General features: G+C 72.0%; 13 protein-coding genes. 7 read left to right on the top strand and 6 right to left on the bottom strand.

The features are described from left to right. Position 1 precedes the first annotated feature (1 nt). The 4 genes from WQ56_RS07510 to WQ56_RS07495 are packed head-to-tail and all read right to left on the bottom strand — an operon-like array spanning position 2 to position 3682. Positions 2 to 1099 carry an ABC transporter permease gene (locus WQ56_RS07510; protein ID WP_047136461.1) on the bottom strand — a complete coding sequence of 366 codons (1098 nt, stop codon included), beginning with the start codon at positions 1097 to 1099 and terminating at the stop codon, positions 2 to 4. Continuing rightward, on the bottom strand, positions 1096 to 2019 hold the full coding sequence (locus tag WQ56_RS07505; protein ID WP_047136552.1) for an ABC transporter ATP-binding protein: 924 nt from the start codon (positions 2017 to 2019) through the stop codon (positions 1096 to 1098). Before WQ56_RS07505 ends, WQ56_RS07510 begins: the two co-directional genes overlap by 4 nt. Positions 2020 to 2078: 59 nt before the next feature. Continuing rightward, complete coding sequence (locus WQ56_RS07500; protein ID WP_047136460.1) at positions 2079 to 3026, bottom strand: HlyD family efflux transporter periplasmic adaptor subunit; 948 nt, start codon at positions 3024 to 3026, stop codon at positions 2079 to 2081. Further along, a complete protein-coding gene (locus tag WQ56_RS07495; protein ID WP_047136459.1) occupies positions 3023 to 3682 on the bottom strand; it encodes a TetR/AcrR family transcriptional regulator in 660 nt (219 codons plus the stop codon). The genes WQ56_RS07500 and WQ56_RS07495 overlap by 4 nt, the downstream gene beginning before the upstream one ends. 101 nt (positions 3683 to 3783) lie before the next feature. Between WQ56_RS07495 and WQ56_RS07490 the strand changes: the two genes are divergently transcribed. The 3 genes from WQ56_RS07490 to ybeY are packed head-to-tail and all read left to right on the top strand — an operon-like array spanning position 3784 to position 5854. Then, positions 3784 to 4764 (top strand): PhoH family protein, encoded by a 981-nt coding sequence (locus WQ56_RS07490; RefSeq protein WP_047136551.1) that lies wholly within the window; start codon positions 3784 to 3786, stop codon positions 4762 to 4764. A gap of 3 nt (positions 4765 to 4767) precedes the next feature. After that, a complete protein-coding gene (locus WQ56_RS07485) occupies positions 4768 to 5325 on the top strand; it encodes a hypothetical protein (RefSeq protein WP_047136458.1) in 558 nt (185 codons plus the stop codon). Positions 5326 to 5368: 43 nt separating this feature from the next. Next, positions 5369 to 5854, top strand: a complete 486-nt coding sequence (gene ybeY, locus WQ56_RS07480; RefSeq protein WP_047136457.1) for an rRNA maturation RNase YbeY — start codon at positions 5369 to 5371, stop codon at positions 5852 to 5854. A 22-nt stretch (positions 5855 to 5876) separates the two neighbouring features. Here the strand turns inward: ybeY and WQ56_RS07475 are convergent, their stop codons facing one another. Then, positions 5877 to 6377: a hypothetical protein gene (locus WQ56_RS07475; RefSeq protein WP_052772898.1), complete on the bottom strand. Its 501-nt coding sequence runs from the start codon at positions 6375 to 6377 to the stop codon at positions 5877 to 5879. Between the two features lie 212 nt (positions 6378 to 6589). On the opposite strand from WQ56_RS07475, the gene WQ56_RS07470 reads away from it, so the two are divergent. From WQ56_RS07470 to WQ56_RS07455, 4 genes are all read left to right on the top strand, one after another. After that, positions 6590 to 7456, top strand: coding sequence for a transporter associated domain-containing protein (locus WQ56_RS07470; protein ID WP_047136456.1), 867 nt, complete (start codon positions 6590 to 6592; stop codon positions 7454 to 7456). Continuing rightward, entirely contained in the window at positions 7443 to 8660 is a 1218-nt protein-coding gene (locus tag WQ56_RS07465; protein ID WP_231583372.1) for a DUF4105 domain-containing protein, read from the top strand. The genes WQ56_RS07470 and WQ56_RS07465 overlap by 14 nt, the downstream gene beginning before the upstream one ends. Before the next feature lie 168 nt (positions 8661 to 8828). Continuing rightward, a complete protein-coding gene (locus tag WQ56_RS07460) occupies positions 8829 to 10868 on the top strand; it encodes a glycoside hydrolase family 97 protein (RefSeq protein WP_047136548.1) in 2040 nt (679 codons plus the stop codon). Positions 10869 to 11036: 168 nt separating this feature from the next. Further along, positions 11037 to 12050: a magnesium and cobalt transport protein CorA gene (locus WQ56_RS07455; protein WP_047136547.1), complete on the top strand. Its 1014-nt coding sequence runs from the start codon at positions 11037 to 11039 to the stop codon at positions 12048 to 12050. 152 nt (positions 12051 to 12202) lie between these two features. On the opposite strand, the gene WQ56_RS07450 is transcribed toward WQ56_RS07455, so the two are convergent. Continuing rightward, entirely contained in the window at positions 12203 to 12838 is a 636-nt protein-coding gene (locus WQ56_RS07450) for an exopolysaccharide biosynthesis protein (RefSeq protein WP_047136455.1), read from the bottom strand. Positions 12839 to 12868 lie beyond the last annotated feature (30 nt).

The raw sequence follows: 12868 nt of genomic DNA, 5'->3' as shown, positions 1-12868 counted from the left end.
GTCAGTCCAGCCGCTTGCGGAACCGCGCGATCGCCAGCGCCATCGTGACCGCGGTGAACGCGCACAGCGCCAGGATCGATGGCCACAGCTCCCAGATGCTGGCGCCGCGCAGCATGACCCCGCGCACCAGGCGCAGGAACTGGGTCATCGGCAGCGCCTCGGCGCCCCACTGCACCACGTCCGGCATGCCGGCGAACGGGAACATGAAGCCCGAGATCAGGATCGACGGCAGGAACACCAGCATCGCGACCTGGATCGCCTGGAACTGGGTGCGCGCGTGCGTGGAGATCAGCAGACCCATCGCCAGGTTGGCGAAGATCAGCAGCAGCGAGGCCAGGTAGACGTCCAGCAGGCTGCCGCGCAGCGGCACGTCGAAGAACCAGAACCCCAGCACCAGGATCAGCGTGGTCTGGATCAGGCCGATCGCCGCGTACGGCAGCACCTTGCCCACCATCAGCTCGCCGCGCGCCAGCGGGGTCGCGATCAGCAGTTCCATGTTGCCGCGCTCGCGCTCGCGCACGATCGCCATCGCGGTGAACATGGTCATCGTCATCGTGAGGATGATGCCGATCAGGCCGGGCACGATGCTGACCGCCGAACGCCGCTCGGGGTTGTAGAAGCTCACGACCTCGATCTGCGGCGCCGCGCGCGCGGCGCGGCGTCCGTCGGGGCCTTCGAGCGGCAACTGCGCGATCTGGTTGGCGGCCGCCTGCACCACCGTGTCGGTACCATCGACCATGACCTGCATCGCCGGGCGACCGTCGACGATGCGGCGCTCGAAATCCGGCGGGATCGTGATCCCGACACTGATCTCGCCGCGTCGCAGCATCTCGACCAGTTGCTGCGGGCTATCGACGACCGCGACCGTGTCGACGACCCCGGTCGCCTGGATGTCCATGACCGCCGCGCGCGAGGTCGCGGTGACGGCCTGGTCGGCGATCGCCGCGTCGAGCCCGCGCGGGTTGTAGTTGATCGCGTAGCCGAACAGCAGCAGGTCGACGACCGGGATCAGCACGATCATGACCAGGCTGATGCGGTCGCGGCGGATCTGCCGCAGTTCCTTGACGACGACGGCCCACAGGCGGCGCAGGGGATTCATGCGGCATCCTCCGCATCGTCGCGGCGGGTCGCGGCAACGAACACGTCCTCGAGGTTGGGGACCGCCGGCCGGACCTCGGCCTCGAGTCCGGCCGTGCGCAGTGCCTCGGCCAGTCCGCCGTCGCCACCCGTGCCCGACCGCGCGAGCACGCGCAGGCTGTTGCCGATCTGCGCGACGCTGAGCACGTCGGGCAGGCGCGCGAGCACCTGCTGCGCACGCCGCGGCTGCGCGGCGCGCACCTCGACGCTGCGGCCCGACAGCCCGGCGGCCAGCTCGCCCGGCGCGCCGTCGGCGACCAGCACGCCGCGGTCGAGGATCGCGATGCGGTGGCAGCGCTCGGCCTCGTCCATGTAGTGGGTCGAGACCAGCAGCGTGGTGCCGCTGTCGGCCAGTTCGAAGAGCTTGTCCCAGAAATCGCGCCGCGACTCGGGATCGACCGCGCTGGTCGGCTCGTCGAGGAACAGCAGCTCGGGACGGTGGATCACCGCGCCGGCCAATGCCAGGCGCTGCTTCTGGCCGCCGCTCATCGTGCCGGCGAGCTGGCCCTGGCGGTCGGCGAGATGGTAGAGCTCGACCAGTTCGTCGACCCGGGCGCGCGCCTGCGTGCGGGGCAGCCCGTAGACCGCCGCGAGGAATTCCAGGTTCTCGCGCACCGTCAGGTCCTCGAACAAGGAGAACTTCTGGGTCATGTAGCCGATGCGCAGGCGCAGTGCATCGGCCTGGTCGGGGATGCGCAGGCCCAGCACCTCGATGTCGCCGTCGCTGGGCGTCAGCAGGCCGCAGAGCATGCGGATCGTGGTCGACTTGCCCGAGCCGTTGGGCCCCAGGAAGCCGTAGACGCTGGCGCGCGGCACGGTCAGGTCGACGTGGTCGACCGCGACCAGTCCGCCGAAGCGCTTGACCAGCCCGCGCGCACGGATCGCCGCGTCGCCGGCCGGCACCGGCGGCGTGCCGCCCGCGGAAGGTCGATCGTCCATCGTCAGAACTCCACCCGCAGCGGCAGGCCCGCCGGCAGGTCGGCGGCGTCCTCGAGCTCGACCTCGGCCAGGTAGCTCAGGCGCGCGGCGTCCTTGCCGCTGAGCGCGTAGTACGGCGTGAACGTCGGCTCGCTGCGCACCATGCGCACGCGGCCGGCATAGACGCGCTCGCCCTCGGCGCCGACGCGCACCGTGGCGCGGTCGCCGACCCGGACATCGGCCCGCAGCGGCTCGGGCACGTAGACCCGCGCATAGGGCTGCGCGCCGACCAGCAGCACCGCCAGCGGCGCGCCGACCGGCGCCTCGTCGCCGAGCCGGTACGGCAGGCTGTCCACTCGCGCCGCGCGCGGCGCCACCACGTCCAGACGCCCGGTGCTGACCGACTGCGCGCGCGCCTGCGCCTGCGCGGCCTCCAGCGCGGCCTGCGCCTGCGCGATCTGCTCGGGGCGCGCGCCGTTGCGCAGCTCGGCCAGCGCGGCCTGCGCGCCGGCGACCTGCGCCTGGGCGTTGCCGGCCGCCGCGCGGGCGCGGTCGACGTCGGCGGCCGAGACCAGCTGCCGGCCGCCGAGCGGCGTGAGCCGGTCGTAGTAGGCGCGCGCGTCGCGGGCCTGCGCCTGCGCGGCCGCCAGGTTCGCGCGCGCCTGGTCGATATCCTCGCGCCGCGCGCCGTTGCGCAGTTCCTCCAGCGCTTGGCGCTGGCGCGCGACGTCGGCCTCGGCGGCCGCGAGCTGCGCGTCGCCACGGGTGCGCTCCAGGGTCAGGATGCGTTCGCCCGCCTCCACGCGCTGGCCCTCGCGCACCGCGATCTCGGCGATGCGCTCGGCGGCGGGCGCCGGCAGCGTGATGCGGTCGTATTCCAGCGTGCCCAGTGCGTGCGGCGGTTCGCGGCTGCAGCCGGCGGCCAGGGCGGCGGCCAGCACCAGAAGGGACATCGGGACGAGACGGGTCATGCAGGCAGCTCCAGGCCGCGATCGAGCAAGGCGAGCGCGTGCAGGCGGATGTCGTCGATCCCCAGCTCGTCGCTGGCGAACAGCTGCCGCCAGATCGGGGTGCCGGCGGCAGGAAACAGCGTCAGCCCGACCAGCGAGACCAGCAACAGGCGCGGGTCGAGCGCGGGATTGAGCCGACCGGCCTGCTGCTCGTGCGCGAAGCGCGCGGCCATGAACGCGCTGATCTCCGGCGCCAGCCGGGTGACCAGCAGATCGCGCAGGTCGCCACCCTCGCTGACCACCTCGCGGATCCACAGCGCCGGCATCCACGGGTGCCGCGCGACCAGCGCGCACAGCAGGTCGACGAACGCGACCAGCACCGTCCGCAGCGATGCGTCCTCCATGCCCAGCAGCGTGTCGCGCACCTCGTCGAACACCGGCATCAGCCGCTCGGCGATCACCGCGTCGCGCAAGCCCGCGGCATCCCGGAAGTAGTAGTGCAGCAGCGCCGGCGTCACCCCGGCCTCGGTGGCGATGTCGCGCAGCGACGTCGCCGCGATGCCGCGGCGCACGTAGCACGCGAGCGCAGCGTCGAGTGCGGACGTGCGCCGGTCGGTATCGCCGGCGGGCGGGCGCCCGGGCGTGCGGGCGGGGTCGGGGGTGCGGGATCTGGCCATGCGGCAAATATTAATTGACCAATCAATTAATGGACGAATGCGCGCTGAACCGGCGCGCCGCGACGCTGCGATGCATGGCGATGCGCTACCCTGCGCGCCCTATGCAGACCAGCCCCCAGACCGACTTCGTCCTCGAACCGGACGACACCGAGCGCCTCGCCAACCTCGCCGGCCCCTTCGACGGCCACCTGCGCCAGATCGAGCTGCGGCTGGGCGTGGAGATCGCCAACCGCGGGCACGTGTTCCGCATCACCGGCCGCGACCGCGACACGGTGGCGCGGGCCGAGGCGTTTGTGCGCGCGCTCTACGCCGAGACCGAGACCGAGACGCTCGACAGCCAAGCGGTCGCGATGCGGCTGTCGGAGGCCAACGTCGCCGGCGACGACGACGTCGTGCCGCAGGAGGTGGCGGTCCGGGTCAAGCGCGGCACGATCCGCGGACGCGGCGCGAACCAGGTCCGCTACCTGCACCGCATCGCCACCCACGACATCAATTTCGGCATCGGCCCGGCGGGCACCGGCAAGACCTTCCTCGCGGTCGCGATGGCGGTCGAGGCGCTCAACGAATCGAAGATCCAGCGGCTGGTGCTGGTGCGCCCGGCGGTCGAGGCCGGCGAGAAGCTGGGCTTTCTACCCGGCGACCTGAGCCAGAAGGTCGATCCGTACCTGCGCCCGCTCTACGACGCGCTCTACGAGATGCTCGGCGTGGAGAAGGTCGCCAAGCTGCTGGAGCGCAACGTCATCGAGATCGCGCCGCTGGCGTACATGCGCGGGCGCACGCTCAACGACGCGTTCGTGATCCTCGACGAGGCGCAGAACACGACGATCGAGCAGATGAAGATGTTCCTGACCCGCCTGGGCTTCGGCTCGACGGCGGTGGTCACCGGCGACCTGACCCAGATCGACCTGCCCAAGCACGTGAAGTCCGGCCTGCGCGACGCGCTGGACGTGCTGCGCGAGGTCGACGGCGTCAGCTTCACGTTCTTCGAGGCCCGCGACGTCGTGCGCCATCCGCTGGTCGCGCGCATCGTCAGCGCCTACGAGCGCCGCGACGCGTCCGACACGGCGACCGGCCCGGCCTGAGCGATGCGACCGGCGCGCGCTTCCGCCCTGCTCGCGACCCTGGCGCTGTCGACGGCCGCCGGCGCGGCCCTGTCGCCGCCCCCGCAGGTGCGCGTCGCGACGGCGACTGCGATCGCCGCGCCCTGCCTGTCGATCGAGACCGGCGCGGTGACGGTGAGCCTGCCGATGGACGCGCTCGGGCGCGCGGTCGCGGCACGCCCGCCCCTGGCGCAGGACGGTGCCGGGTCGAGGCCGTGGCGCGACGAGCGCGAGCGCCTCGCGCTGATCCGCGGCGACCGTGCCGCCGCGCTGCTCGCCGCTCCCCGCCTGCAGGGGCGCGACCTGCACGGCTGCCGGCGCACGGCGCTGCGTGACGTGTCCAAGGACGCGCAGTATGTGATCGGTGCGATGATCGAGGCCGGGACTGCCGCGGTCTCGAGGACCGGCGAGCCCGGCCTGGTGGATGACATGCTGGTCGCACGCCCGAACCCCGAACCGGGGCGCGGCCCCATGGGTGCCGCCCTCTACCGGCTGCACGAGGGCGAGCGCCCGTTTCTGATGCTGGTCGAATGGATCGTCTGAGGCCCCGCCCAGCTCTGCCCTCCCCGTCCTTACGAGGCCTGCCATGACCCAGGGACCCACCCGACTCGACATCGCCGTCGGCTACGCGCTGCCGCGCAAGGGCATCCCCGCGGCGGCCAGCTTCCGGCGCTGGGCCGCCGCCGCGCTCGACGGCCGGATCCGCGAGGCCGACCTCGCGATCCGCCTGGTCGGCGAGGACGAGGGGCGCGCGCTCAATCGCCACTACCGCAGCAAGGACTACGCGACCAACGTGCTCAGCTTCCCGGCCGAGCTGCCCGAGGGCCTGCCCGAAGGCGTGCGGCTGCCGCTGCTGGGCGACCTGGTGATCTGCGCGCCGGTGGTCGCGCGCGAAGCGGGCGAGCAGCACAAGCGCCTCAACGACCACTACGCCCACCTGACCGTGCACGGCGTGCTGCACCTGCTGGGCTGGGACCACGAGGACGACAAGGACGCCGAGGCGATGGAGCAGCTCGAGCGCGAGGTGCTGGCCGCGCTCGGCATCGACGACCCCTACCGCCTGCCCGGCTGAGCCTGCGCCCGTGCGTGGGCGCTCAGAGGCAGTCGACGAGCCCGTCGAAGATCGAGTGCCCGCCCGGCAGCGCGGCGTGGAGGGCCTCACCGCCGGCCACCGCGTCGAGCATCGCCGGCAGCGTCGCGCCGGGCGCGAGCGGCGTGCGGCAATGCCGGACCTCCGGCTGCACGACGATCCGGCCCGAGCGCGGCAGCAGGTATTCGTCGCTGGCCGCGAAACTCCACACGCACATGCCGATCCGGCCGTCGTCCCGGCGCACCGAACACTGGAAGCGCAGCGGCTGGTAGTTGGTGTACTCGCCCTCGCAGAAGGTGTCGCCGCAGACCTGGTCGAACTGCCGGGGAAGCTGGTAGGTCATCGCGTACCAGGCCTCGACCAGCGCGTCGTCGCCGCGGGCGTAGGTCGCGGCGTCGACGTAGGGCCCGTCGAGGCGGTCGTCGGCGCTGGACGGCCCAGGCAGGGCGAGCATCGCGGCGAGCAGCAGCGGGGCCAGGCGGGACGGGCGAACGGCGATCGGCATCTGGGTGCTCCTGAATGGGCGAGCGGCCAGCATCGCCGCAGCCGCTCGCCGGCGCGATCGGAAACCGGCGCGACGGGCGTCGGATTTCGCCGCGCCCGGCACCGGGATTTTCGGCCGTGACGGCGGCCTGGACACCGGCGACGGCGGACGCGCTAGACTTTCCCGACCGCCCCACCATCGCCCCTCCCCCCTGGGGCGCCCATGCCAACGCGATGTCAGAAGACGACAGTAGTCAAACCGCCTCCGAGCCCCACGAGAAACGACGCAGCTGGCTGGACCGGATCAGTTCCGCGATCTCCGGCGAGCCCACGAACCGCGAGGACCTCGTCGAGCTCCTGCGCGACACCCATGCCGATGGCCTGATCGACGCCGACACGCTGCGGATGTTCGAAGGCGCGCTGGGCATTTCCAGCAAGACGGTCGGCGACGTCATGGTGCCGCGCGCGCAGATGGTCGCGCTGCCGGCCGACGCCAAGTTCCTGGACCTGATGAAGCAGGTCGTCGAGTCGGGCCACTCGCGCTTCCCGGTGCACGGCGACGACAAGGACGAGGTGCTCGGCATCCTGCTCGCCAAGGACCTGCTGCGCGGCGTCGTGGCCGACAACGGCCCCGGCTCGATCCACGAGCTGCTGCGCCCGGCGGTGCTGATCCCCGAGTCGAAGAAGCTCAACGTGCTGCTGCGCGAGTTCCGGCTCTCGCGCAACCACATGGCGATCGTCATCGACGAGTACGGCGGCGTCGCCGGGCTGGTGACGATCGAGGACGTGCTCGAGGAGATCGTCGGCGAGATCGACGACGAGCACGACGACGCCGAGGACCCGAACGCACTGATCGCCGCCCAGGCCGACGGCCAGTTCGCGGTCAGCGCGCTGACCCCGATCGCCGATTTCAACGAGCGCTTCGGCGCCGACTTCGACGACGACGAGTACGACACCATCGGCGGCGTCATCATCGGCGCGATCGGCCACCTGCCCGAGGTCGGCGAGGAACTGGCGCTGGGCCGGTTCGCGTTCAGGGTCACCGATGCCGACTCGCGCCGGCTGCACGCGCTGCACGTCAGCGTGCATGCCCAGGACTGAGGCGCCGCGCGCGACCGCTTCGCGCGCCTGGCGCCGCGCGTTCGCGCTGCTGCTGGCGCTGCTCGCCTGGCCGGCGCTGGCGCAGGTCGCCGGCGATGCCCCGCGCGTCGGCGTGGCGACGATGCAGCCGGGCGAGGTGTTCTTCGAGCGCTTCGGCCACAACGCGATCGTGATCGACGATCCCGCCGCGCCGGGGCCGATGTCCTACAACTTCGGCTTCTTCGACCCGTCCGAACCCGACTTCGTCGCCCGCTTCGTGCGCGGCGACATGCGCTACCAGCTCGCCGCGCTGCCGCTGGCCGACGACCTGGCCTACTACCGCGACGTCGGGCGCGGCGTGTCGATCCAGTGGCTCGACCTCGATCCGGCGCAGGCCCGGCACCTGGCGACGGCGCTGGCATGGAACGCGCGCCCCGAGAACGCGCACTACCGCTACGACTACTTCACCGACAACTGCTCGACACGCGTGCGCGACGCGCTCGACGACGCGTTGGGCGGGCTGCTGCACCAGCAACTGCAGGGCCGCTCGCGCGGCAACACCTTCCGCGGCGATGCGGTGCGGCTGGCCTCGCCGGCGACGTGGATGTGGCTGGGCTTCGACATCGGCCTGGGCCCGGCGGCCGACCGCCCGAACGCGCTGTGGCAGGACATGTTCGTGCCGATGCGCCTGGCCGAGGCGCTGCGCGGCATCCGCCACGCCGACGGCCGGCCACTGGTCGCCGAGGAGGTCGCGGTATTGCCGCACCGCCAGCCCGCCGAACCGCCCGAACGCGCGCGCCGGTGGTGGCCGTGGCTGCTGGCCGGGCTCGCGCTGGGCGCCGCCGCGCTGGCGCTGGGCCGCCGCGCGCCGCGCACGCTGGCCGCGACCGCGCTCGGGTTCTGGACGCTGTGCGCGTTGCTCGGCGCCGTGATGCTGTTCCTGTGGCTGGGCACCGAGCACGTGTTCGGCTGGCGCAACCACAACCTGCTGCTGTTCAACCCGCTGTGCCTGGTGCTGCTGCCCGGCGGCTGGCGGCTCGCGCGCGGCCGTGCGCCGGGGCGGACGTTCGCGATCGCGCTGACGACGATCGCCGCACTCGGCGTGCTCGCGCTGTTCCTGCACTGGCTGCCGGTGCTGCCGCAGCGCAACGCGGCCTGGCTGTCGCTACTGCTGCCGGTGCACGCGGCGTTGTGGTTCGCGTTCCGCAGCAGGCGCCCGCGGTAGGCGCACGCTGACGCGCGATCGGACGCGCCCGCGCGCCTTCTCGCACGAGCGCGCGCCTGCGGGGCGTTGCGCCGCTGCATACGTATGCGCCCGCAGGTCGCGGAACCGGCGTGCAAGAATCCCGACGCACGCACGCACGACGAACCGCGTCTGGGAGGGCGCCGCACGATGTCGAACCGTCTTCTCGGATTACTGGCGGCGCTGTTGCCGCTCGCCACGCTCGCCGCAACCGCCGCGGAACCGCGCGCCAGCGCCCGCATCGCCTCGCCCGACGCCACGATCGCGGTCGAGGTCACGACCGACAACGAAGGCCGCGCGAGCTATCGCGTCAGCCGCGCCGGCCGGCCGGTCATCGCCGACTCGCGCCTGGGCATGCTGTTCGCCGACGCGCCGAAGTTCGAGCGCAACCTCGCGATCGTCGACCAGCGCACGCGCAGCCACGACGAGGCCTGGGAGCTGCCGTGGGGCGAGCGCCGCCACATGCGCGACCACCACAACGAACTGCGCGTCACCCTCGCCGAGATCAGCGGCGCCAAGCGTCGCTTCGACGTGGTGTTCCGCGTGTTCGACGACGGCGTGGGCTTCCGCTACGACTTCCCCGACCAGCCCGGCCTGCGCCGGCTGGCGATCAGCGAGGAGCTGACCGAGTTCGTCGTCGCCGACGCGGCGACCGCGTGGTGGATCCCCTCGTTCGAATGGAACCGCGAGGAATATCTCTACCACCGCACGCCCATCGAAGAGGTTGGCGACGCGCAGACCCCGATCACGCTGCGCACCGCCGACGGCCTGCACCTGTCGATCCACGAGGCGGCGCTGGTCGACTACTCGGGCATGAACCTGACCCGCGTCGACGGCCGCAAGCTCAAGGCCGCGCTGACGCCGGGCATCGGCGAGGCCAAGGTCGAGGTCGCCGCGCCCTTCGCCACGCCGTGGCGCACGATCCAGATCGCCGAGCGCGCCGGCGGCCTGGTCGAGTCGGGGCTGATCCTCAACCTCAACGCGCCCAACGCGCTGGGCGACGTGTCGTGGATCCGGCCGATGAAGTACGTCGGCATCTGGTGGGAGATGCACCTCGACCGCAAGACCTGGGCCTCGGGCCCGAAGCACGGCGCAACCACCGCGCACGCCAAGCGCCACATCGACTTCGCCGCGGCCAACGGCCTGGGGGGCGTGCTGGTCGAGGGCTGGAACCTCGGCTGGGACGGCGAGTGGTTCGGCAACGGCGAGGACTTCAGCTTCACCCGTGCCTATCCCGACTTCGATCTCGACGAGGTCACGCGCTACGCGCGCGAGAAGGGCGTGATGCTGATCGGCCACCACGAGACCTCGGGCAACGCCGCGCACTACGAGCAGCAGCTCGACGACGCGTTCGACCTGTACGCGCGCCTGGGCGTGCACGCGGTCAAGACCGGCTACGTTGCCGATGCCGGCCAGGCCAAGGTGCGCGACGCGCAGGGCCGCCTGCGCTACGCCTGGCACGAAGGCCAGGCGATGGTGCGCCACCACCAGACCGTCGTCGACGCGGCCGCCCGGCGCCGCATCGCGGTCAACCCGCACGAGCCGGTCAAGGACACCGGGCTGCGCCGCACGTATCCGAACCTGATCACGCGCGAGGGCGCGCGCGGCATGGAGTTCAACGCCTGGGGCAATCCCGGCAACCCGCCCGAGCACGAGGCCACGCTGGTGTACACGCGGCTGCTGGCCGGGCCGATGGACTTCACGCCCGGCGTGTTCGGCATGGACACCAAGTCCGGCGAACCGATGGCCAGCACGCTGGCCAAGCAATTGGCGCTGTACGTCGTGATCTACAGCCCGCTGCAGATGGCGGCCGACTTGCTCGAGCACTACGAGGCGCGTCCGGAGGCGTTCCAGTTCATCCGCGACGTGCCGGTCGACTGGGAGGACACCCGCGCGGTGGCCGGCGAGGTCGGCGAGTACGCGGTGATCGCGCGCCGCGCGCGCGGCGGCGACGACTGGTACCTGGGCGCGGTCACCGACGACAGCGCGCGCACCGTCGAGGTGCCGCTGGACTTCCTCGAGCCGGGCCGCCGCTACACCGCGCAGATCTACCGCGACGGCGCGAACGCCGGCTGGCGCGACGACCCGCACGACATCGTGATCGAGTCGCGCGCGGTCGGTGCCGGCGACACGCTGTCGGTCCGCCTGGCACCGGCCGGCGGGCAGGCGGTGCGGTTCGTCGCGCAGTGACGTCGATCGCGGATTGATCATGCCGCGGATTGACGGCACTCGCGGGGCGATCGCGTAGGAGCGCGCTCGCGCGCGATGGGCCTTCATGGAAACGCCCTCGCGCGCGAGCGCGCTCCTACGAAAAAGCCGGTGCTTGTCGCGCCGCCGGACTTCGCCGACGATGCGCCGATGAGCGACTCTCCCGTGACGCCCGGCGACGCGCCGTCCAATCCGCCGAGCGTGGTCAACTGCGCGGTCTACGGGCCGCAGGGCAAGCGCGACGTCCCGCTCGCCGACGTCGGCGAGGCGCTCGCCGAGGACCCGGCGTGCTTCGCCTGGATCGGCCTGTACGAGCCCGACCAGGCGGTACTGGCCACCCTGCAGGCGGAGTTCGACCTGCACGACCTGGCGATCGAGGACGCCGGCAAGGCGCACCAGCGCCCGAAGATCGAGGCCTACGGCGACGCGCTGTTCATCGTCGCCAACACTGCGCAGGCGATCGACGAGCGCATCGCCTACGGCGAGACCCACCTGTTCCTCGGTCCGCGCTACCTGGTGACCGTGCGCCACGGCGCGTCGCTGTCGTACGCGCCGGCGCGGCGGCGCCTGGAACGCGAGCCCGCGCTGTTGGCGATGGGACCGTCCGCGGCGCTGTACGCAGTGCTCGACGCGATCGTCGACAACTACCTGCCCGTGGTCGACGACTTCCGCACCACGCTCGATGCGCTCGAACGCGACATCGTCAGCGCGCAGTTCCATCGCCGGATCCTGATCCGGCTCTACGAGCTCAAGCGCGAACTGACCTGGATGCGGGTCGCGGTCACGCCGCTGCAGGACGTGCTCTCGCAGCTGATGCGCAACACCGGGACGCTGGTGCCGGCCGAGACGAAGCTCTACATCCGCGACGTGCTCGACCATTCGGCGCGCATCAACGAGACCGTCGACGCGATCCGCGACATGCTCGGCACCGCGCTCGGGGTCAACCAGGCGCTGGTGACGCTGACCCAGGGCGAGATCGTCAAGAAACTCGGCGCCTGGGCCGCGCTGCTCGCCGCGCCGACGCTGATCACCAGCTGGTACGGCATGAACTTCCACGACATGCCCGAGCTCGACGGGCGCTACGCGTACCCGGTGCTGATCGGCGGCATCGCGGTCGTCATGGCGCTGCTCTACCGGATGTTCAAGAAGGCCGGCTGGCTGTAGGCGCGCGTTCGCGTGATGGGCACTGCCGCGAAATCCCGTCGCGTAGGAGCGCGCTTGCGCGCGACCGGGATGCCGCGAAGGGCCCTTCGCGCGCGAGCGCGCTCCTACAGGGAACGGTAGGTTTTCGCGCGCGCCTACGGAGGTGGGGGCGGCTACGCCGGCCAGAACCGCGCGAACAGCTCGCGGATCGCCAGCCCACCGCCGCCGATCAGGATCGCGAAGTAGACGATCGTCAGCACGTTGGCCAGGTGGCCCAGCAGCACCATCATGCCGTCGCGCTGCAGCAGGCCGATCGCCAGGCACATCAGCGCCACGCCCGGCACGGTATTGCTGAAGGGGATGAAGCCGAACGGCGCCATCAGCAGCACCGCACCCAGGATCAGCGCCGCGTCGTTGAACAGACCGATGCCGCGGCCGTGGGTCAGCCCGGCCAGGCGGCCGGGCCGGGTGATGCGCTCGAGCCTGCGGACCCACCTGAGACCGGCATCGAGCGCGCCACGCATGCGGCCGGCCGGGACCGTGCGGCGGCGCACCGCGGATGGCAGCCACAGCGGGCGTCCGGCCATCCGGGCCACACCGATCAGCACGATCACCGCGCCGAACACGGTGCTCACGCCGGGGATCGAGACCGGGATCAGGAACACCAGCGTCAGCAGGATCACCAGCAGCAGCATGCCCTGCGCGCCGAGCTCGTCGACCAGCGGGCCGACCTGGACGTCGCCGTCGGGCAGGCCGGCGATCAGCGACTGCAGCTGCTCGCGCAGCGAGGCCTCCATCTGTGCATTCATCGCGTGGCGACCGGTCGGGGCCCTGCGGGC

It is taken from the genome of Luteimonas sp. FCS-9 (assembly GCF_001014645.1).
Lineage (GTDB): Bacteria > Pseudomonadota > Gammaproteobacteria > Xanthomonadales > Xanthomonadaceae > Luteimonas.
Note: the sequence above shows the minus strand (reverse complement) of the source record. Positions and strands in the feature narration are given on the sequence as shown.